Source organism: Phytobacter cepae, assembly GCF_054165735.1.
The window spans coordinates 2,568,705-2,590,324 of record NZ_CM135107.1; the positions used below are offsets into that span (position 1 = coordinate 2,568,705).

The window sequence follows — 21,620 nt, forward strand, 5'->3', positions numbered from 1 at the left end:
AAATCAGTAATTCGCATAGAGGATATGCATGAAATGGATGAGCTGAGAAAGATAGATCTGAACCTGCTCCTGACGCTGCATGCTCTTCTCACTGAGAAACATGTCACCCGCGCCGCACTCAGGCTTCATCGCAGCCAGCCTGCGGTGAGCCACTCTTTGGCCCTGCTGCGAACCCATTTTGACGATCCGCTGCTTATTGCAGGCAAAGGGAAAATGACGCTCTCAGCCAGAGCACAAACGCTGCTTGGGCCGCTTGAAACCGCGCTGTACGAGCTGAATAACCTGCTGAGTCCCGCCGCCTTTACCCCCGCCACGGCACAGGGACGCTTTCGGATCGCCATGTCGGATTACGCCGCTCGCATCGTGTTACCGCCTCTGGTTGCTTATTTACGGGAGCAGGCGCCGGGCCTGGATTTGGTCATCACTCAGGCAAGTCGGGAACGCATGCTGGCGCAAGTGAACGACGGCGAAGTGGACCTGGCGCTCGGCGTTTTCCCCGATGCCCCGGACACGCTACAGAGAGAGGTGCTTTTTTCTGAGGCGTTTATCTGCCTTGCTGATAAACGATTTCTGCCCGCGAAAGGTGAACTGACCCTTAAAGAGTGGCTGGCAAGACCCCATATTAAGCTCGCTGCTGAACCCGATGCGGTCGATGAAATAGAGAGAGCATTACTTGCCAGGGGACTCAAACGCCGCATCTGCGTGTCGCTTGTGCACTGGGGCGCAGCCATCAATCTGCTTCCGGGCACCGATCTGGTATTAACCGTGGCGAGCCATACCGTTTCGCCCGATAGCGGTGATGAAACCCTGGCCAGATTTACACCGCCGTTCCCCCTTCCCGGCTTTGACTTCGAACAGGCCTGGCATGCGCGAAAAAATCACGATCCCGCACACCTTTGGCTACGAGATGTGATTAAGACAAGCTGCGCGCCATTGCGATAATGCTTTGCCGTCCCTTATTCCTGTTCTAAATCCTGCAGCGTTGAAAGTAAGTGCCGGGTGGAAAGATCGTGCGCGCTTTCGCGATAGGCTAATCCTAATTCTCGCCATAAAGGCGGTGTTAAGGCGCGCCAGACGATACGGTTATCGCTGGATAATGACGTTCCCGCCTCCAGCGGTAAAAGCGTTGCGCCATAGCCGGCCGCCACCAGGCTTTTAATGGCATCGTTGTAATCGAGCGTGATTTTAGCCACCGGGTGATGGCCTGCTCCTGCAAACCAGTGGTCGGTCAGTTGGGATAAATGTGTGCCTGACCCATTCAGTATCAGGGGTTTCTTCATCAGCCAATCCGCTGTCACCGTCTCAGGCGCCTGCCAGCTTGCGGGCAGGAAAGCCACGACCGGATCCCGCCGCCAGGCGTCAATTTTCAGCCCTGCGATCCGCGGTTGCGGGAGCGCGACAATACCGATATCCAGTGCGCCGGATTTCAGGTGTTCGAGCGTATGTTGGGAGGTGAGCACGGAAATTTGGACATCGATACCGGGGTGAGACAGCGCAAGTCTTTCAATTGCCCTGGGCAACAGATTAGCGATGGCCCCTGTCGACGCGCCTATTCTGACCTGCCCGGTTAATCCCCTGGCCTGGCGGGATATGTCCTCAAGCACCCATGCCGCATCGGCCAGCAGACGACGTGCATGCGTCACGAGGTTTTCGCCAATCGCCGTCGGCCTGATGTTGCCCCGGGTGCGTGAAAGCAGTGTTGTGCCCAGCCGGTTTTCAAGTTCGGAAATATGCAGGCTGACCGTGGGCGGCGATAAATGAAGCCGTTGCGCCGCTTCGTTAAAGGAACCGGTATCGGCAATGGTGACCAGGGTACGTAGCTGGTCAAGGTTTATTTCCCGCATAGCATGCCTCAGAAAAACTGAATCTGACGTTAAGATAATTCAACTTTACCCACACTTAAAGCGGGCTCAACATCCTGATATCCCCCTTCCCCAATCAGGAAATAATGAAGATGCAGGTTTTTATCGATGGCGAACAAGGCACGACAGGTTTACAAATCCACGATCGCTTGCGTGACCGCAAGGACATTACGCTGCTGACGCTCCCGCCCGCAGAGCGCAAAGACACACACCGGCGGGCGGAAATGCTTAACAGCTGTGACATCGCGATGCTTTGTCTGCCCGATGAGGCGGCCAGAGAAGCCGTCGCGATGGTGAAGAATCCTCATGTTCGGGTGATTGATGCCAGCTCAGCGCATCGGGTCTCACCAGGCTGGACCTACGGTTTTCCTGAGATGAGCGCGGAGCAAGCTCAGCACATTCGCATCTCGAAACGCGTCACCAACCCAGGCTGCTACCCCACCGGTGCCATTGGCCTGTTGCTGCCGTTAGTGAATGCAGGGCTGCTGCCAGCGGATTACCCTGTCTCGATTCATGCGGTGTCCGGCTATTCGGGAGGCGGACGGTCGGCAATCGCGCTTTATGAGGGTGAAAACGCGGCATCCGTGCCCACTTTCCAGGCCTATGGTTTGGCCCTGAAACATAAACATGTGCCTGAAATCGTGCAGTACGCGAAGCTCACGGTGGCACCCTTTTTTATGCCCGCCTACGGTGCCTATCGCCAGGGAATTGTCCTGAGCGTGCCACTCCAGCAACGCTTGCTTCCTCACTCTGCCACGCCTGCCGCCATCCAGGCTTGTCTTTCACACCATTACCGTCACTGCGGCCACGTCAAGGTGCTGGCGCAGACCACGGCCGGGGAGGCAGAACGGCTTGATCCTGAAGCGCTTAACGGTACCAATAACATGGCGCTTCGCGTCTTTTCGAACCCGGAAACCGGGCAGATTCTGCTCACCGCCGTTTTTGATAATCTTGGTAAAGGCGCATCGGGCGCGGCGGTGCAAAACCTTGACCTGATGCTGAGCGCAGACTGAACGCCTGCGCTTTTCAGCGGTTCCGGGTACGATGCTGCCTAAAACACCAGACTGCTCACCGTTTAGCACGAAGCCACGCGTGGGTGCTGTATCGTTGGATCCGCACGCCCGATACGTATTGTAACGAGAAGGGTTTTGTTTAATCTTTTCAGGATGGATAAAATCCTACCCCTTTCGGGTAAAGAATATTGTTGAATTGAATCATGGATACAGACACTTCAGAGGTTAAGGTCCCGCAATCAGAACGCGCCAGAAAAGGGATGTTCAGGGCCCTGCTTTACCGCGACAAAACGCCCGTCGCCGTTTTGGTCTGCGCCGCACTGGTGGGCACCCTGGTGGGTTTGGTTGGCGTCGCATTTTTTCGTGCTGTGAATGCCGTAGAGCATTTTCGAACCACACTGCTCTCACAGTCTGGTTTCAGCGGATGGACGTTATGCCTTATGGCCTTTGCCCTCTCCGGGCTGTTAGCCATGGTCGGGTATGCGCTGGTCAGGTTTTTTGCCCCCGAGGCATCGGGTTCAGGAATTCCTGAGATTGAAGGCGCGCTGGAGGATTTGCGCCCGGTACGGTGGTGGCGTGTTATCCCCGTGAAGTTTTTTGGCGGTATGGGCACACTGGGCGCAGGCATGGTGCTTGGCAGAGAAGGCCCGACAGTTCAGCTTGGCGGCAATATTGGCCGCATGGTGACGGACCTGCTGGGAGTAAAACAGGCTGAAGCGCGTCACTCTTTGTTAGCAACGGGTGCTGCTGCGGGGCTGGCCGCGGCCTTTAACGCACCGCTGGCGGGCATCCTTTTTATTCTTGAAGAGATGCGCCCGCAATTTCGCTACAACCTCATCTCCATCAAGGCCGTTTTCATTGGCGTGATAATGGCCAGCATCGTCTTTCGGATTTTCAATGGTGAAAACCCGGTCATTGCCGTCGGCCAGTTATCCAACGCCCCGGTAAATACGTTATGGCTCTACCTGATTCTCGGCATGCTGTTCGGGGTTGTCGGCGTGGTATTCAACCGCCTCGTCTTCATTTTTCAGGATGGTTTTCGGCGCCTGTACGGCGGACGTAATGGGCGCGCAGTGGTGATCGGCAGTTGCATTGGCGGCGCGTGTGGGATCCTTGCACTGTTTTACGCACCCGGCGCAGGCGGTGGATTTGCATTGATTCCTGAGGCAGCAAAAGGGGGATTCACCTTTTACGCCCTGATTGCCCTGTTTCTGGTCCGCCTGCTGACCACGTTGCTCTGCTTCAGTTCAGGTGCGCCGGGCGGAATTTTTGCGCCTATGCTGGCGTTAGGGACCGTGCTGGGCACGGCTTATGGCGTCGGCGTAGCCGATCTGTTCCCGGCTTACGGACTGGAAGCCGGTACATTTGCCATCGCCGGCATGGGCGCGCTGTTTGCCGCCTCCGTCAGGGCTCCGCTTACTGGCATAGTGCTGGTGCTGGAGATGTCGGATAACTACCAGCTTATTTTACCGATGATCATCACCTGCCTCGGGGCTACGCTACTGGCGCAATTCCTCGGCGGTAAACCGCTCTATTCTTCCATTCTTGCCCGAACCTTAGCCAAACAAGCTGAAACCCGTGAGACGTAAGCCTCACGGGCAACATGTCGTGTTCTGCCCGATCATGAAGATAACTCATGTTGCAGTGAAATTAAGTCGCTTTCTCTCCCCTCCTGCCTCTGGCATAACATTACCCTATTAACTTATTGATAACACGAAGAGAGATAACGCCGCCGTTGGCGGACGTGCAGAAATACATTCTGTCTCTATATCAGCACCTGGGGTAACGATCGCGATGAATAAAAATTTTACTTTCACCATTAAAAGCAGTGCTTTTGATGAAAATTATAATCCTTCAGAAAATACGCGGATCACCACCAACTTTGCTAATTTGGCCAGAGGTGACAATCGTCAGCAGAATCTGCGCAATACGTTAGTGATGATCAACAATCGTTTTAATACCCTGGCAAGCTGGGACAACCCTAAAGGCGATCGTTATGCCGTTGAGCTGGAAATCATCTCTGCCGAGATGAATATCGAAGCAGAAAACAGTACTGCCACTTTCCCGGCTATCGAGATACTCAAAACCTATATTATTGATAAAAAGACCAACGAGCGTATTGAAGGCATTGTGGGCAATAACTTCTCTTCTTACGTTCGCGATTACGATTTCAGCGTCTTATTGCCCGCACATAATGACGGCCAGGCACAATTCAGCCTGCCGAAGGACTTTGGCTGTCTGCATGGCAATATCTTTAAACATTTCGTGAATTCAACGGCGTTTAAAGAGAATTTCAGTAAAACCCCGGTGATTTGCCTGAGCGTGTCGAATAAAAACACTTACCAGCAGAATGGGAATCGGCATCCGGTGCTGGGCATTGAATATCAGCAAAATGGCACATCGCTGACGGAAGAGTATTTCAAAAAAATGGGATTACAGGTCCGCTATTTCATGCCTGAAAATAGCGTTGCCCCCCTGGCGTTCTATTTTATTGGCGATTTACTGCGCGATTATACCGAACTGGAATTGATCGGCACGATCAGCACGATGGAGACATTCCAGAAAATTTATCGTCCTGAGATTTACAATGCTAACTCCGCGGCAGGACACGACTATCAGCCCAACCTGAATCATCAGGATCACTCATTAACAAAAATTGTTTATGACCGTGATGAACGCAGTCAGTTAGCTATCGAGCAGGGAAAATTTACCGAAGAACACTTCATTAAAAAATACAAGAATATTCTGGAGCAATGGTCTGCTCAGTACGCGCTTTGATTAATTAAAACGATAAGGTCACCTGTTATGAAAACATTGCTCCCCACCTCAACCGCCGGCAGTTTGCCTAAACCGTCCTGGCTCGCCGAACCAGAAAAACTGTGGTCTCCCTGGAAATTACACAACGACGAGTTAGTTGAAGGGAAAAAAGATGCCCTTAGCCTCGCGTTGTTTGATCAGTTGCGCGCAGGGATCGACATCGTTAGCGATGGAGAGCAAACACGCCAACACTTTGTGACCACATTTATTGAACATCTCAGTGGCGTTGATTTCGAAAAACGCGAGACGGTGAAAATCCGTAATCGTTACGATGCGAGCGTGCCGACCGTCACGGGAGCCGTCTCTCGCCAGAAGCCGGTGTTTGTGGACGATGCCAAATTTTTACGCAAGCTGACCAGACAACCCATAAAGTGGGCGCTGCCGGGGCCGATGACGATGATTGATACGCTTTACGATGCGCATTACAAAAGCCGCGAAAAACTGGCCTGGGAATTTGCCAAAATTCTCAATCAAGAAGCCCGCGAGTTAGAAGCCGCTGGCGTCGACATTATTCAGTTCGACGAGCCCGCTTTTAATGTCTTTTTTGACGAAGTGAATGACTGGGGTATCGCGGCGTTAGAAAGAGCCATCGAAGGGCTCAAATGCGAGACCGCGGTGCACATTTGCTATGGTTACGGCATCAAAGCCAACACAGACTGGAAAAAGACGCTGGGGACAGAGTGGCGACAATACGAAGAAGCGTTTCCTAAACTGCAAACGTCCAGTATTGATATCGTCTCACTGGAGTGCCATAACTCGCATGTGCCTATGGATCTGCTTGAACTGATTCGTGGCAAAAAAGTGATGGTCGGCGCCATTGATGTGGCCAGTCATCACATCGAGACCCCAGAGGACGTTGCCAGCACCTTGCGCAAAGCGCTGCAATTTGTCGACGCCGATAAGCTCTATCCTTCCACCAACTGTGGCATGGCGCCGTTGTCTCGCCAGGTAGCCAATGGCAAGTTGAACGCACTGAGCGCGGGTGCAGAGATTGTCCGCCGGGAGCTCACCTCTCGGTGACATCCTGAGATTAAAATCCCTCTGTTTACCCTCCCTGGCAGCAAAAAGAGTCCGCAAGCGGACTCTTTTTTATGCCACACCCGCTATTGTCAGCCTTACTGCATTTAAAACGTCGTCCAGTTAGTGTCGGCCAATGTTCCCGCGTTTTGCTTCACCCGGGCCTTAGGTTCGCTTTTTGGTTCGCGTGCTTTTATAGCAGAGACCAACCCGGCGTCATGACAGGTAAACACTTTTACGCTATCCACCAGGCTGATAGCTTGCTCTTGTAAAGCGGCGCTGGCTGCAGAAGATTCCTCAACTAACGACGCATTTTGCTGCGTAGTGGTGTCGATTTGCCCCATCGCTAAGTTGATCTGATGAACGCCATCGCTTTGCTCCAGGCTGGCTTTAGTGATTTCATCGACCAGTTTCTGAACGCTGGCAACGTTGGACACGATCTCTTTCATCCCATGGTCTGCTTCGTCGACTAACATACGGCAACTGTCAATTTTCCCCAGGGAAGACCCTATAATTTCCTTAATTTCTTTCGCTGAAGAAGAGCTCCGCTGCGCCAGTGTTCTGACTTCGCCAGCCACCACCGCAAATCCCCTGCCTTGCTCCCCCGCACGTGCAGCTTCTACCGCAGCATTCAGCGCCAGAATGTTCGTCTGGAAGGCAATCCCTTCAATCGCCGTAACAATCGCGTTCATCTGCCCGGATGCCGCATAAATATCCTGCATGCTTGAAGAGACGTCATGCATACGTTGACTGTTCTTATTGATGACGCTCCCCGCCTCAGTGAAAAGATGATTAACGCTGCGGGAGTTTTCTGCGGTGCTTTTGATGGTCGCGGTTAACTGCTCCAGCGTCGCAGCTGTTTCCTCAACGCTTGCCGCCTGCGACTCTGTTCTTGACGCTAGATCCTGATTCCCTGCATTGATTTCGTTAGCGGCAGAAGAAATATTCTCCGCGCCATTTCTCACCCGCAGCACGGTGGTATTCAGACCCGTTATCATCTCTTTGAGAGATAACAGCAGCGTACCTAACTGATCTTTTGAATGCACCTGAACATCTACGGTTAACTCGCCAGCAGATACCCGTTTAGCAATAGAGACCGCTTCTGCCAGCGGACGAGTAATACTGCGGGTGATATACCACGCAATAACAACCCCGGAAACAATACTCAGCAGAATAAAAGCAAGAATAATGGTTTTGGATGATGATGACTCTTGATGAACCGCAAGATAAGAGTGATCGATCAGGGATTTTTGGAACGCCCTCAGCGCCATAAGGGCATTAACATACTCTTCAGTAGCCGGATAAAATTGTGCTGAAATGTAGGCGTTAGTAAGATCCGCATTGCCTTGCCTGGCCAATTTAAACCCATCCTGACGAAGTGCGACGTACTTTTCTCTGGCGGTGATAACCTCTTCCAGAAGACGTTTTCCTGTTGCCAGCCGCAGCAATGGGGTGAGATCTTTTTGCAGAGTATTTATTTGCTCGGAATTTTTTTTCATTGTTTTCAAAATTTCATTCTGAAATTTTTCATCCTGCGAACTCATTGCAGCAAGTGCCAGGCCATTATTACTGCTAACTAATCGTAACCAGTCACTTATTAATCTTTCCTTCACTAAATGCCAGGTAATAATCTCATCGACTTTCTTTTCACTGTTGACGGTTAGCCAGTACGAACTTGCCCCCATGATTACAAGCATCAGTAATAGCAGTGAGAAACCCGTCCCCATACGTGTTCCTACTTGCATGTTTTTTATAATCATAAGTCCCTCGATGTCGGTATTGAACGTTAAGCTGCTGTAAAGTCAGTCTTACTCATAATAAATTGTTGCTTAAGGCCACTCTTACTTTATCGGATCATAACCCGTTTAACTTTAGGGATAATTGTGGCGCACACGCGTGCTTTCACAGACATGAAGAATGAGGGGGGAAGATCCCCCTCATTCTAACACAATGATTTGATATGCTTATTTTTTAAAACTGAAATCAACAGACTGTCGCTCAGCCGGTTTACCAATGTAATAGCCCTGAAGAACGTCACATTTATTCTCTTTCAAAAAATCAAATTGCGTTACCGTTTCTACCCCTTCTGCGGTAACCTCCATTGAGTAGGCTTTACCGAGTGCGATCATTTTTTCAACCACATTCTGGCTTTCCACTGAATCGTCAATAGCATTAATAAAGCTTCTGTCGAGCTTAATGCCATCGAAATGAAATTTACGCAGATAACTGACGGAGGCATAGCCTGTTCCAAAGTCATCGATAAGGAAACGAACCCCTAACTCTTTCAATTTCTTCATTGTATTAAACGTATTATCAGGATCGGCGAGGACCACATTTTCGGTCACTTCAATTTCCAGTCGGTGCGGATCAAACCCTGTCTCGTCGATAATTCTAACAATTCGCGTATACAGATCGCTGGTACCAAATTCTAACGCTGAAATATTGACTGAAATAGATTTATCTTTGAAGTAAATAAGTGCATCGGTGCAGGCCCGGGTTAACACCCAGTCACTTAAATCAATGATCAACCCTGCGTCTTCAGCGACGCTGATAAAGGTATCAGGCATAATCATGCCTTCTACTGGATGATACCAGCGAACAAGGGCCTCTACGGCATCAATGCTATTATTATTAATGTTATATCGAGGTTGATAAACAAGGAAAAGTTCATTGGCTTGTATCGCATGCCTTAACGCCAATTCAAGCTTTCTGCGTTCTGATATTTCCTGGAACATGTCAGGATGATACAGCACCCATTTGTTTTTCCCCGTTTGCTTTGCCCGGTACAAAGCGATGTCCGCATACCGTAAGAGATCGTGGCTGTTTGTGCCGTGTTCAGGGGCAAGTGAAATCCCCATACTGACACCAATTAATATTTCATTCCCTTCTACAATAAATGGCGTATTCAATTCCTCAAGGATTCGGGAACACACCTCACTAAGATTGTTAATTTCATCTACCGCTGACACCACGATGAGGAACTCATCTCCGCCCTGCCTGGCAACCAGATCGCATTTTCTGAGGCAACGCTGAAGGCGTACTGAAACATCCCGCAGGAGGGCATCGCCTGCTGAATGGCCAAATAAATCGTTAACAGGTTTAAATTTATCCAGATCAATACTGATCAGGGCGAAAGGACTGGTGTGTAAAGCATGAATATGAGCGCTAAGAGATTGTTGAATATGATGACGGTTAGGTAAACCCGTAAGCTCATCATGAAATGAAAGGTAGTGAATACGTTTTATTGCTTCAACTTCATCAGTAATATCCGTGACGGCGCCCCGGTAACCTGATGCGCCGTTTTCGAGGGTAAATCGCCTGGCGACAAGGGAACAAACACGCATCCCATTTTCGCTTGTTTGATAACGACAGTTTTCGGCAACAAACTGATGAACATTGTGCTCTTCCTGGCGCCATGCTTGCAGCGCGGGATACTGCTCGGGAAACAGTGCTGACAGGTTTTTACCCAGCCAGTCGTCCTTCTCAAGACCCGTTACGCCCGAAAATCTGTCTGATATCCAGGTGATATTTAAAGATGAATCGGCCTCCCATAACCAGTCGCTTGTCATGTCGCTGGCATCCCGGAATCTTTCCTCACTTTTTTGCAGCGCCTGCCGTGTTTGCCAGACCAGGACTGTTTTTTGATCCTGAATTTTCGCTTTATTTAATAAATAGCGAAGCAAGACCAGCAAAAGCGTCACGGTCGCGAGCATCATGATAAAGAGCAAGGGTATTTGTACGAGCAACAGGCTTTTGCCGGGATTTTCACTGTCCCAACCTATACTCACATTGCCGGCATGGGCTTTAACAGAGAGAATTCTTCGATTAGAAATGAAATCCTGCGGAGAATCATTAATGATATGAACGTTATTAACGCCGATTTCATTGCCTATTTTTTGCAGCTTGGTCGGTGTCAACTGATCAATAAACACCATCATCGAGTGTTCAGTTGGCTCATACGCCACATTATTATCATCACCCGGTAAAATCCATGCGGCTGAGACCACACTTAATACCGATTGGGTTACTGCAAGTAATGATACGGTTTTTCCTTTATTTTGCCTGACACGCTCAACGAGCTCATCCAAAAACTGTTGGCTTCCAAGCCAGATTTTGACATCTTGCTGTTTATTTTTTCCGTTAACAACGCTGTAGCGAGTGATGCCATCCTCAGAAACCACAAATACGCCTTCGTAGCCAAAGTTTTCAAAAATAGACTTACCAAGATTCTGACTGCCCCAGGCCCATTGAGTATCGACTTTATTATGCAAATGAATATATGCCTCACCCCACTCAGCGTTATCCTGTAAATGATTTTTTATATCAACCTGCCTTTTGTCAAAGGCCTGGGTGATTAAAAAACTGTCATGCTTGTCCGTAATGCCATTAACCTGCTTTGAAATAGAAAACAGAGAACTCAAGGCAAAAATAAATACACACACAACAACCGTAACCAGAATGATAAAGGTTCTCATTATCAACCATCTGGATTTGCCAGGCTCTTCGTAGGTTAGATCTCTGTTATTGCCGCTCATATCACACTTCTCAACGTTATTATTCCAGGGATCGGCCCGGTTCATCTGTTCAATGCTTATCGGCATTTTCTGCCCGGAATGTAATAAAATTTTGCATTACTGAGACGCAGTCGAGATTGAACTGGAAAAGTCATTTTTGCGGGTGACATCAGGCTCTGAGCCAGCACCTATGCCGTAAAAACAGTGCCGTCATGGTAGCATCACAGAGATGTGCATCCCCCCACTTCCACCGCGCTTACCGCGGAGATCAATGCTATTATTCGGGGCTGAGCTGATAGCCTGACTGATACTGGTGTTGACCTGGGAGTAAAAGATGAACGAAGAAATACCGCTGAAATATTATGACATTGCTGATGAGTACGCGACGGAGACCGATGAGCCGGTGAATGATGCCGAACGCGATGCTTTAGCGCGCTATTTCGAGCTTTTGCTTACCCGTTTAATGAATAATGAAGAAATCAGCGAAGAAGCACAGGGGGAGATGGCTGTTGAAGCGGGTATCAATGCCACGCGCATAGATGAGATCGCGAACTTCCTGAACCAATGGGGCAATGAATAATTATTGCTCCCCTGCCCCCTGAAAACGGTCTGGTCCGCTAAGTCGGGCCAGTTCCATGGTGGCACGCAGAAAAATGTGCCTCTTCAACTTATGCTTTTCAATCTCTTTTCCCCTGCGGCAAGATGTTTGAACTGTGATGTAAACCCGCTCTCCTTTTTGCGGAAGCGCGGCCTGCTGCAAATAACAGGTCAGCTGTGAGATGCATTAATAAACAAAGTGTGCACATTTCCAGGAATGTGTGACCTTTATCAGTCATTCGTCTGGTTTTAACATTTATTTCGCAAATATTTTGCAGCATTAACAGTTTCATTTCGCTACCCTGTTAAGGTACCTTGTATCACGTAGAGTTATGAGTGCGAGTGGATTAACGAGGTAGAAAATGTACGCTTTTGTAGCCAGACAGGCGATATTCGATAATCAAATGAACACCGTCGGCTATGAGCTGCTTTTCAGGGACAGTATGACCAACCGCTTCCCTGATGTCTCATCGGAACAGGCGACGACCCAACTGATCGAAGAGCAGTTTTTTGGTGCGCCCGTAGGGCGTAAAAATGAGACGAATTCTGTATACGTCAACTTTCCGCATCAATTAATCGTTGACGGTCTCGCGGAAACTTTGCCAAAAAACCGTGTGGTGATCGAAATTCTGGAAACGTCGACGCCCGATCACAAGCTATTAATCGCCGTAAAACGTTTGCATACCCTGGGTTTTCGCCTTGCGCTTGATGATTTCACCATGAGCCCCGAGTGGGACGCCTTTATTCCGTACATCAACGTGATTAAATTCGATGTACAAAAAAACACTGCCCAGGAAATTGATCAATATATTAGCAATAACCATCAGCGGTTAAGAACCACCGTGCTGTTAGCAGAAAAAGTTGAAACCAACGAGGAGTATGAAACCTTTAAAAAAATGGGCTTCAAGCTCTTTCAGGGCTACTTTTTCAGCAAGCCCGTTGTCTATAAAAGAAACAAACTGATGCATAATCGGGCATTTGCCCTCAAGCTTATGCAGGAAATTAACGTTGAATTCCCGAATCTCAACCGTATTGAAGATCTGCTAAAGCGGGATGTTTCGCTCTCGTTTAAAATCATGCGTTATGCGCAAAATATCCTTTATAACACCCGAGGACTCACCGGTTTTCGTAATCAGTCATTAAAAGATATCGTGCTCTATCTGGGGATCAATGAACTACGCCGTTTCGTGCTGGTGGCCTGCTTAACGTCATTTGAAACCGTCAGAACCGCTGAGATCTATTATCTTAGCCTGATCCGCGCGAAATTTTGCGAATTACTGGCCAGCCGAACGGCCTCACATGAAGTCGCGAGCGAAGCGTTTATGGTGGGTCTGTTTTCCTTACTGGATGTCATTCTTGAAACCCCGCTGGATGAATTGATGGGGCAAATCGCAGTGTCGCCGGATGTCGTTAAGGCATTGAAACATCAGGACGGTGAGCTTTATCGTTATGTCACCCTGGCGCAGCTTTATGAGCAGCGTTTGTGGACGGAAGCCAGTGACATGGCAGGCGAGCTGGGTATTTCTGAGCACACCATAATGAAAATGATGAACAGAGCCACTAAATGGGCAGATGAAATACCGGTAGGGTTTGGGAAATAACCCCAACCCCTTTCGCCCCATATTATTACTGGTTGCAATTGTTTCAATTGAAACGTTATTTCACATTAACAAGATGCAAATTTTTTTCAAATAATTCACATTTTTAACATTTATAAAACACCTTAAGCCAAATTAACACCTTGGGCATTTTCACATCTTTATGACGATATAATTGTGTGATTAAGATCAATTAAATAAAATCAATCTTCCCGCCTTCGTGCCGTTATTACTATTACCATTCATAACAAAAATGACGACCATGAAAAAATTGTCTCAGGCATCAGTATTAACAAAATTACTTACGGGGTTTTCGATTCTCATTGCAATGATGCTCATTTTAGGCGCCGTTGCAATTTATCAACTCAACGCCAGTAATCAGCACATCGACAAATTCCGGGAAAACCGTATGCCCGGCATTCGCTATACGCTCGAAATGCGTGGCGTATTATCTGAAATGCGTTTACAACAAACGCAGTATATTGCCTCAGTCACTCCTGAGGAGCGGGAAAAACATCGCGTAGAGTTGCTGCAAAATCAAGCCATCTTCCTCAATGCCCAGCAGCAGTATGCCAGGCTCAGTCAGGAAGCCCCGGAAGAGATGCGCGCCCTCTTTACAACAGTTGCCGATAACTTCCGAAACTTTGTAGATGTAAATGGCAAAGTGATCGAAGCCGTTAGCGCCGGCAGATTGGATGAAGCGTCCAAAATCAGCGGTGCGGTCTCGTCAAAATATCGCACAACGCTCATGGCTGACCTCGCAAAACTGGTCGATCAGGAGGTGGCAATGGGTGACGCCGCCGGGCGCGCCTCCCTGGCAGGTTATACCAGCGCGCTGTACACCTTCTCGGGCCTGCTGTTATTGGCCCTGATTGCCACCGGCTTTATCGCCCTGTTTATCTCCCGCAGTTTATCCCGCCAGCTGGGGGGAGAACCCGCCTATGCCGTTTCCATCATGCATGAAATCGCTGCAGGCAATCTCAAAGCTGACGTGAAACTACGTGATAACGATAGCAATAGTTTGTTGGCCACCATCAAGCTGATGAACAGTAAGCTGGCCGAAATCATTGATGGCATCATTAACGGTAGCGAATCTATATCGCTGGCCGCCAATGAGATTGCTCAGGGTAACAGCGATCTGTCTCAGCGCACCGAAGAGCAAGCGGCTTCACTGGTGCAAACCTCCTCCAATATGCAGCAAATCACTGAAAACGTGAAAAGCAATGCCGATAACGCCCGTAAAGCAAGCGAACTGGCGCGGGAGACCTCTCAGACCGCCGTTAAAGGCGGTAAAGAAGTGGATGACATGCTTAAACGTATGCATGAAATCGCCCATAGCTCGCAGAAAATTGTCGACATTATTTCGGTGATTGAGGGCATTGCCTTCCAGACCAACATTCTGGCGTTAAACGCCGCGGTCGAAGCCGCGCGTGCCGGTGAGCAAGGCAAAGGCTTTGCCGTCGTTGCCGGTGAAGTCCGTAATCTGGCTCAGAAGAGCTCTTCTGCTGCCAAAGAGATCAAGCTTTTGATTGAAGGGACGGTGGACAAAATTACCGACGGCTCACGTTATGCCGATACGGCCAGCCGTGCGATGGAGCAGATTGTGTCTTCAGTAAATAAAGTGACCGATATCGTGGCAGAGATTTCCGCCGCCTCAACCGAGCAGCATCAGGGTATTAAAGAGATCAGTATGGCCATTGATCAGATGGATACCGTCACCCAACAGAACGCCTCGTTGGTTGAGCAAGCCGCTGTCGCAGCCCAGTCAATGACCGAGCAGAGCGAAATGCTGCGTGATTCCGTACGCTTTTTCCAGTTGCGGATGCAAAATGCGTAGTCATTGATGGCTGAGAATCAGGACGCCGAATGATCGGCGTCTTTTTACCTGTTTTTTTCCCCATACCGATATCCTAATTTCGCACTATCCCCCTTAAACACCACGCGACCCGCTTCCTCACCAATATCTTTCATTTACTCTACTGCCTACGTTACGTATGCCACTTAAATGCTCACACTGTCAGGGGCGACGCTCACCCTCGCAATCAACGAGCAAAGGATTACAACTCAAGGAAAGAGGATTATGGCAATAGGTCATTTTTTGGTCATTGGAGACAAAACCACCTGCGGTGGGGTCATTATTGATGGCTCAGACGACTGCAACATTCACGGGATCCCACAAGCACGTGAGTCCGATCATGTCACATGTGGTCGATATTCCGGTGTCTACACGATCGTTGGCGGCGTACCAGAAATTTATCGAGGTGGCAGGCGAATGGCCGGCAATTTGCATAGCAAAAGCAGTTGCCCATGTCAGTCATCATTTATCGCATCAATGTTGGACGTTGACTACGGAACCTATGACGAACAGGGTGAACCAGAACAACGGGCGCAGGCAGCCCGTAAGGGATTAACGTCAGGTGTACAACACGCTCCAGAAGAAAAAGCTTTTTCCGGGCCTGAGAAAAAGCAACGAGAAATCACACTCACGCTCGGGATTTTCTTTGATGGTACTGGCAACAATGCTGTCAACACCCACAACATGCAGCAGGTTTGTTCGGCTAATTACTTTGGTTTTTCTGACCCTGATGCAGAAGCGCTGTGGCGACGATGTGCAGATGATTCATTTGGTGTGTCGGGTAACAGTGCAACCAGTTATTTGGGGCATTACACCAATGTGCACTGGCTGGCGACGTTGTACAGGAAAAATTTATTTGCTGATGATTTAGATATACAGCAAGCAATCTATATTGATGGAATTGGTACTGAAGCAGGCAAGCCTGACAGCATTATTGGACAAGGTCTAGGCATTTCCGATACCGGCGTTTTAGCCAAAACGGACAAAGCCATTTCCCTTATTCCCGCAACACTTAAGCAAAGTATCCAACAGATATCTTCTACTCTACATGCAGATACCGAACTCGTTATCAAATCCCTCCAGTTTGACCTTTTTGGTTTCAGCCGTGGTGCGGCGGCGGCCCGACATTTTGCTAACCGCATTCATTCTGAAGAGTCCGCAATTATCGACGCTGTCCGCCAAGGATTAGGAGACACGATCTACCACGGTGCACCCGCTGGCAAGATTCGCTTTATCGGCATTATTGACACCGTGGCCGCGATTGGCACACCGGCAAATGGTTTAAACCCCCACACGGCTGACACCGGTGATGTGAATATCGTATTACGACCTGGTGTGGCGGAAAAGGTCTTCCATATTACGGCTGCAAATGAATGTCGGTTCAACTTTGCCCTTAACAGTGTTAAACCCGCATGGCCAGAACTTAGCCTGCCTGGTGTGCACTCGGATATTGGCGGCGGCTACCTTCCGGTTTCCACGGAAAATTTATTCCTCACTCGCCCCGAAACCGATACGGTTCCCACCCGGCTGCCGGGCGAGCAAACCCGAGGGTATCGTTACTCTGTAAAGCAAATGAGCGTGCTGGATCAGGCACCCACGATGGCACCCATTATGCGCACCAGCGAGGTCTCGGCTGAAACCTGGTTTGACGATCGATTGCAGCCGGACCGTTATGGCGTACCACAAAAAAGGAATTATGCGGCCATTACCTTACGAAACAGGAAGGTCAAAAACGACTGGTCGAAAGTGGTGCTACGGGTCATGCTCGATGCCGCGCAAGAGGCTGGTGTGTTATTTGATGATATACAGGAAGACGATAAATTTAGCCTTCCTCATGAACTTACCTCTCTTTGCGAAAAAGCTATTGCCATGGGAAAAGCAGTTCGTTCCGGCAATATCGGCTCACCGTTCAGTCAGGCTGAGCTGGATATCATTGCCGAGCAGTTTACTCACTGTTCAGCACACTGGAATGCCATTGTTTCAAACCATCAGGGGTTGATTCAGGGAGGCGCGGCACTTTCCAAATTGATTGGATTTGTTAACCGACCAGATGAGAACTGGCTACGGACAATTTACGACATGGATGGGCGTAAACTATGAAACAGATAGCACAATACTCGCTCGTTATGCTGAGCCTGCTAACGGGATGCACCGCTCATGGACAGCGCACCGCCGCTGAAATTGGTGGTATGCCCTATGGGAAATGGGATTTTGTTTTTTTTACTCCTCATGCCCTCCCTGCGAGCGTCACCCGGGCCATGATCATTGATAAAGACGGTATGGTGTCCGTTTTTCGCACCCTGGATAACACGCCTGATGATGCTGGTACTGTTTCAACATGGAATAATCAGGTTTACATACAGGTACTGTTTAACAAAGCCACATATCCACCCGCAGCAATGCTGTTCTGCTGGGACTCCATCATCGATAAACGGACCTACGAAACGCGCATTATTTTCGAACCCTCGTTGCGTGAAACCATGCTGACACCCACCGGCAAGGACAGTTACGGCGATACGGCATGGTATGACACCCTGCTGTTTGGTCTGGCACCCGAAGGTAAAGTTCGCATCTGGCTGCAGAACAGCGCCCCCGTTGAGAATATCCCGCTTACCCCGAAAAAAATCACCACCCTCTCGGGCGATAAACTGGATGTCTGTAAAGGCATCACAACCCATACTCAGGGGTATGGTTATACCAAAACTACTCAGGAATTCATTAGAGATAAAACCTACCCCTACGGTAGCTGGTAATAGACCCGAAAGGGGGTGAGCCCCCTCTCAGGCAACTACTCAGGGCAAGGCACTGACGAATGAGATATCCCATGCCGTGGCAACAAGCGAGATACCGAATACCAGCCCCATAACGAGCGGTAACGCTTTTTCCAGCTTTTCCATTGCTTGTTCCTCTCTTCGTTCGGGTTGCGCCAGCATCGGCGACAACGTTTTTCCCTGGTCGACAGAGTCGACGCTGATGTTGCAGTGTAAAGTATAGAAAGGAACCACCATCCTGATGAGCAATTTGTGTTTTTGGCGCTGATGTTGAGGCACCCGCTTTAAAAAAACGCGATTGGTATGTTGTAACTAATGATGCTGCAAATTAAAAGGGAGTGCTGATGAACAGGACTCCCTTTTCGCGACTTATTTAGCGCACCTTAGCAAAGAGGTTTTACCGCTTCACGCATCCCACGTAAAAGAATGGCGTCGAGATCTAACGAAACTTGTTCTACCAATCCTGGAATCTGCGTCAGATCCTGCTCCCAGTGTTCGCTGACCACAAGAATCGATCTGACCAGTTCAGTTGTGCTTATCTGACGGTCGCCATGCTGGCTCCACAACTGCTGATAGCGCTCAATCCAGTGCGCATCATCCTGCACGGGATAAGCTTCGCCGTTGCGCTCGGCACGATAGAATGCAATCAACGCCGCCAGGGCGAAGGTCAGACGGGTTGGCAATTTTCCGTTTTGTTCCTTCCCTTTCAGCAACTGCGGCAGAATACGGGTGCGGAATTTGGTCATCCCATTTAGCGCGATCGACAGCAACTGATGTTTAATGTACGGGTTGCGGAAACGGCCTGTCACCGCACTGGCAAAGGACTCCAGCTCATCACGCGGCAGGTCCAGTACCGGAATAATTTCTTCGTAAATCGCTTTTTCAACAAACGCACAAATTTGCGTGTCATTCATCGCTTCGCCGACGGTATCCAGCCCCGCCTGGAAAGCGACCGGTACCAGCGCAGTATGGGCGCCGTTGAGAATGGCAACTTTACGTTCTTTGTAAGGTTTAATGTCGTCAACAATCAGTACGTTAAGCGGGAACTGGTCCAGACGTAACTCCTGCGCCAGCGACGTCGGCCCCTGAATCACAAACAGGTAAAAGTGTTCTGCGGTATCAAGGAAACTATCGTGGTAACCCAGCTCCGCTTCAATTTTTGCCACTTCATCACGAGGGTAACCAGTGACGATACGGTCAACCAGCGTTGAGCAGAAGGTGTTGGCATCATTAAGCCACTGAGTAAATGCGGCTGGCAGCGCCCACTCCTGCGCATAACGCAGCACCAGCTCACGCAGTGCATCGCCATTATAATCAATCAGTTCGCAAGGAATGATCACCCAGCCTTTATCGGCCGCGCCGGAGAAATGGGTGAAGCGCTCAAACAGTAAACGGGTCAGTTTTGCCGGATAGCTCACGGCAGGCGCATCATCGAATTTGTCACCGGCATGGTAACTGATACCCGCTTCAGTGGTATTGGAGAAGACAAAGCGCATCTCCGGGTTATGGGCCAGCTTCAGGAACTCATCGTACTGGCTGTAAACACTGATTTCCCGATTAACAGAACGGATCAGACGTGAATCGCTGACCGCTTCACCCTGCTCATTCAGCCCGCGAATAATGGTGGTATACAGGCCATCCTGGGTGCTCAGTGATGGCGGGAAGGTGCTATCGATTGGACGAACCAACACGATACCAGCATTGAGATCCGTATGCTCATTGAGCAAATCGATCTGCCAGTCAACGAAAGCGCGCAGGAAGTTGCCTTCACCAAACTGAATCACGCGCTCAGGGTAAGACGCACCGGGGAAATCGCGACGGTTAACAGTGTTCACAATGGGTTCCTTTTTTGATTAGTCATACAACCTCGGAAGATTGGTGTAATAACTTATCAGACTTTTAAACCATGAACCCATGTTTTGATCAAAGTGAGCAGACAAATTTAAGGGCTATCACAAAATCTTATAAAAAACGCTGGTACTTGTCATTTCCCCGTCCGGCATCAATGCATAACGCGGAATTTCGCCCACCTTTTCCCAGCCCGCGTTGACATAAAATGTTTCTGCCCCGCTGCCGGTGCTGGTGTCGAGAACCAGCACCGACTTGCCGTTATCTCGCGCGGCGGTTTCCAGCGCATTCATTAAACGACCAGCAACGCCTTTACGCCGTGCCCGATCGTGTACCAGCAATTTAGCCACATCCGCACGATGCGGCTGATTTTCGGGTTGGTCGAGAATAAGTTGTACCGTACCGACGATCCCCTCGCCCTCCAGCTCATCGACCAGCAGCATCCGCTCGCCACGCTTGACGCTTTGCACGACGTTTAGCCAGAAGGCCTGGGATTTTTCCCGTCCAAAAGGCAGCATAAAACTGACGGAGGCCCCGCCTTGCACGCAGTTTTCAAGGACGTCGCAAAGTTCATCAATGCGCGAAAGGATGTCGTCAGCCGACAGGGAATAAAGCGAAGAAGTGGTCATTTTTGCTCCTTAAAAATAACCACTATGCATTTAACATTTTTATAACACAACCAACCTTGTCATCGTTTTTTATGATGACGCTAGCGCGTATGCTGGTTATCCGATTTCATGGCATACATTTTACTGTCGGCATCCTTAAGCCACGGCTTAACATCGCCGTCACCATTATGATCAAACTCGCTCACGCCCCATGAGAAAGCCAGTTTCCAGGGCTTACCGGAGGTCAAATTCCAGGCTTTGGTCTGTTCGGCCAGATGATCTACGGCTATCCATGCCCCTTTCTCATGTGTGTCAGAGAAAAGCACAGCGAATTCATCACCGCCATACCGCACCAGCAGGTCGGCGTCACGGAAACTGGCACGCATAATGTCTGCCATCGCTTTAAGCGCTTCATCCCCTTCGCTGTGGCCCCAGGTATCATTGATTTTTTTGAAACCATCGAGATCCAGCCAGGCCAGCGCCAGCGGCTCCGCACGGCGACGTGCACTTGAAATGGCAAATTTCACCAGACTGTCGAACGCCCGACGATTGAACAACCCCGTCAGCTCATCGGTGGTGGCAGCGCTCATTACCGCGAACTCATTTTCCACAATCAGCGCAAAATCTTTCAGGATATCCAGTTCAGCAGATGAGAAATCGCGTGGGGACTGGTCAATCAAACAAAATGACCCCACCACGGCCCCGTCCGGGAGATGCAACGGGTAACCCGCGTAAAACAATAAACCTGAATCACCGATGACCAACGGGTTATCGGCGAAGCGCGAATCCTCGCGAGTATCGTTAATAATTAGCGGCGATTCACTGAGAATGGTGTGGGCGCAGAACGAGATATCGCGCGGCAAATTTTCATGAGGCAGCCCGTCACTGGACTTGAAATGGAGCGTATGTTCACCCACCAGCGTGACCAGGGCTACCGGCACATTGAACAACCGCTTTGCCAGTCGGGTCAGACGGTCAAAACGCTCATTGGTACCGGTGTCGAGCAGGCCGGAGTCGCGTAACGACGTCAGCCTTTGTTCCTCATTAGCAGGCAGTGCAGGTGTTTTCATAGGGTGCGTTCTCGCTATTCATTACCTGATGTTTTCCGCGATGAGAGAAC

General features: G+C 49.6%; 16 protein-coding genes. 10 read left to right on the forward strand and 6 right to left on the reverse strand.

Translation table 11 applies throughout. The features are described 5' to 3' along the window. The first annotated feature begins 33 nt into the window (after positions 1–33). The gene (locus tag ACUY4Q_RS11915) at positions 34–942 is read left to right on the forward strand and encodes a LysR family transcriptional regulator (RefSeq protein ID WP_458047218.1); all 909 of its coding nucleotides are present in this window, start codon (positions 34–36) and stop codon (positions 940–942) included. A 14-nt stretch (positions 943–956) separates the two neighbouring features. Here ACUY4Q_RS11915 and ACUY4Q_RS11920 read toward each other — a convergent pair whose 3' ends face one another. Next, the gene (locus ACUY4Q_RS11920) at positions 957–1,844 is read right to left on the reverse strand and encodes a LysR family transcriptional regulator (RefSeq protein ID WP_458047219.1); all 888 of its coding nucleotides are present in this window, start codon (positions 1,842–1,844) and stop codon (positions 957–959) included. A 104-nt stretch (positions 1,845–1,948) separates the two neighbouring features. Here ACUY4Q_RS11920 and argC point away from each other — a divergent pair, with 104 nt between their 5' ends. The 4 genes from argC to ACUY4Q_RS11940 all read left to right on the forward strand — a co-directional run bounded on the left by argC (position 1,949) and on the right by ACUY4Q_RS11940 (position 6,712). Then, positions 1,949–2,875 carry an N-acetyl-gamma-glutamyl-phosphate reductase gene (argC, locus tag ACUY4Q_RS11925; RefSeq protein ID WP_458047220.1) on the forward strand — a complete coding sequence of 309 codons (927 nt, stop codon included), beginning with the start codon at positions 1,949–1,951 and terminating at the stop codon, positions 2,873–2,875. 203 nt (positions 2,876–3,078) lie between these two features. Next, positions 3,079–4,464, forward strand: a complete 1,386-nt coding sequence (gene clcA, locus ACUY4Q_RS11930) for a H(+)/Cl(-) exchange transporter ClcA (RefSeq protein ID WP_458047221.1) — start codon at positions 3,079–3,081, stop codon at positions 4,462–4,464. Between the two features lie 205 nt (positions 4,465–4,669). Then, positions 4,670–5,653 (forward strand): DUF1852 domain-containing protein, encoded by a 984-nt coding sequence (locus ACUY4Q_RS11935; RefSeq protein WP_458047222.1) that lies wholly within the window; start codon positions 4,670–4,672, stop codon positions 5,651–5,653. A 27-nt stretch (positions 5,654–5,680) separates the two neighbouring features. Continuing rightward, entirely contained in the window at positions 5,681–6,712 is a 1,032-nt protein-coding gene (locus ACUY4Q_RS11940; RefSeq protein ID WP_458047223.1) for a methionine synthase, read from the forward strand. A gap of 104 nt (positions 6,713–6,816) precedes the next feature. Here the strand turns inward: ACUY4Q_RS11940 and ACUY4Q_RS11945 are convergent, their stop codons facing one another. After that, entirely contained in the window at positions 6,817–8,469 is a 1,653-nt protein-coding gene (locus ACUY4Q_RS11945) for a methyl-accepting chemotaxis protein (protein ID WP_458047224.1), read from the reverse strand. Positions 8,470–8,673: 204 nt separating this feature from the next. After that, positions 8,674–11,244, reverse strand: a complete 2,571-nt coding sequence (locus ACUY4Q_RS11950; RefSeq protein WP_458047225.1) for a bifunctional diguanylate cyclase/phosphodiesterase — start codon at positions 11,242–11,244, stop codon at positions 8,674–8,676. A gap of 313 nt (positions 11,245–11,557) precedes the next feature. On the opposite strand from ACUY4Q_RS11950, the gene ACUY4Q_RS11955 reads away from it, so the two are divergent. The 5 genes from ACUY4Q_RS11955 to ACUY4Q_RS11975 all read left to right on the forward strand — a co-directional run bounded on the left by ACUY4Q_RS11955 (position 11,558) and on the right by ACUY4Q_RS11975 (position 18,026). Continuing rightward, positions 11,558–11,803: a DUF2543 family protein gene (locus ACUY4Q_RS11955; RefSeq protein WP_458042988.1), complete on the forward strand. Its 246-nt coding sequence runs from the start codon at positions 11,558–11,560 to the stop codon at positions 11,801–11,803. A gap of 379 nt (positions 11,804–12,182) precedes the next feature. Beyond that, positions 12,183–13,421: an EAL and HDOD domain-containing protein gene (locus ACUY4Q_RS11960; RefSeq protein WP_458042989.1), complete on the forward strand. Its 1,239-nt coding sequence runs from the start codon at positions 12,183–12,185 to the stop codon at positions 13,419–13,421. Between the two features lie 259 nt (positions 13,422–13,680). After that, positions 13,681–15,255, forward strand: a complete 1,575-nt coding sequence (locus ACUY4Q_RS11965) for a methyl-accepting chemotaxis protein (protein WP_458042990.1) — start codon at positions 13,681–13,683, stop codon at positions 15,253–15,255. Positions 15,256–15,498: 243 nt separating this feature from the next. Then, the gene (locus ACUY4Q_RS11970) at positions 15,499–17,373 is read left to right on the forward strand and encodes a type VI secretion system family protein (protein ID WP_458042991.1); all 1,875 of its coding nucleotides are present in this window, start codon (positions 15,499–15,501) and stop codon (positions 17,371–17,373) included. After that, positions 17,370–18,026: a DUF2931 family protein gene (locus ACUY4Q_RS11975; RefSeq protein WP_458042992.1), complete on the forward strand. Its 657-nt coding sequence runs from the start codon at positions 17,370–17,372 to the stop codon at positions 18,024–18,026. Before ACUY4Q_RS11970 ends, ACUY4Q_RS11975 begins: the two co-directional genes overlap by 4 nt. Positions 18,027–18,427: 401 nt before the next feature. On the opposite strand, the gene ACUY4Q_RS11980 is transcribed toward ACUY4Q_RS11975, so the two are convergent. The 3 genes from ACUY4Q_RS11980 to ACUY4Q_RS11990 form a co-directional block, all read right to left on the reverse strand. Continuing rightward, positions 18,428–19,879: a tagaturonate reductase gene (locus ACUY4Q_RS11980; protein WP_458042993.1), complete on the reverse strand. Its 1,452-nt coding sequence runs from the start codon at positions 19,877–19,879 to the stop codon at positions 18,428–18,430. 117 nt (positions 19,880–19,996) lie between these two features. Then, on the reverse strand, positions 19,997–20,521 hold the full coding sequence (locus ACUY4Q_RS11985) for a GNAT family N-acetyltransferase (RefSeq protein ID WP_458042994.1): 525 nt from the start codon (positions 20,519–20,521) through the stop codon (positions 19,997–19,999). A gap of 80 nt (positions 20,522–20,601) precedes the next feature. Next, positions 20,602–21,570 carry a sensor domain-containing diguanylate cyclase gene (locus tag ACUY4Q_RS11990; protein WP_458042995.1) on the reverse strand — a complete coding sequence of 323 codons (969 nt, stop codon included), beginning with the start codon at positions 21,568–21,570 and terminating at the stop codon, positions 20,602–20,604. Between the last annotated feature and the right edge of the window lie 50 nt (positions 21,571–21,620).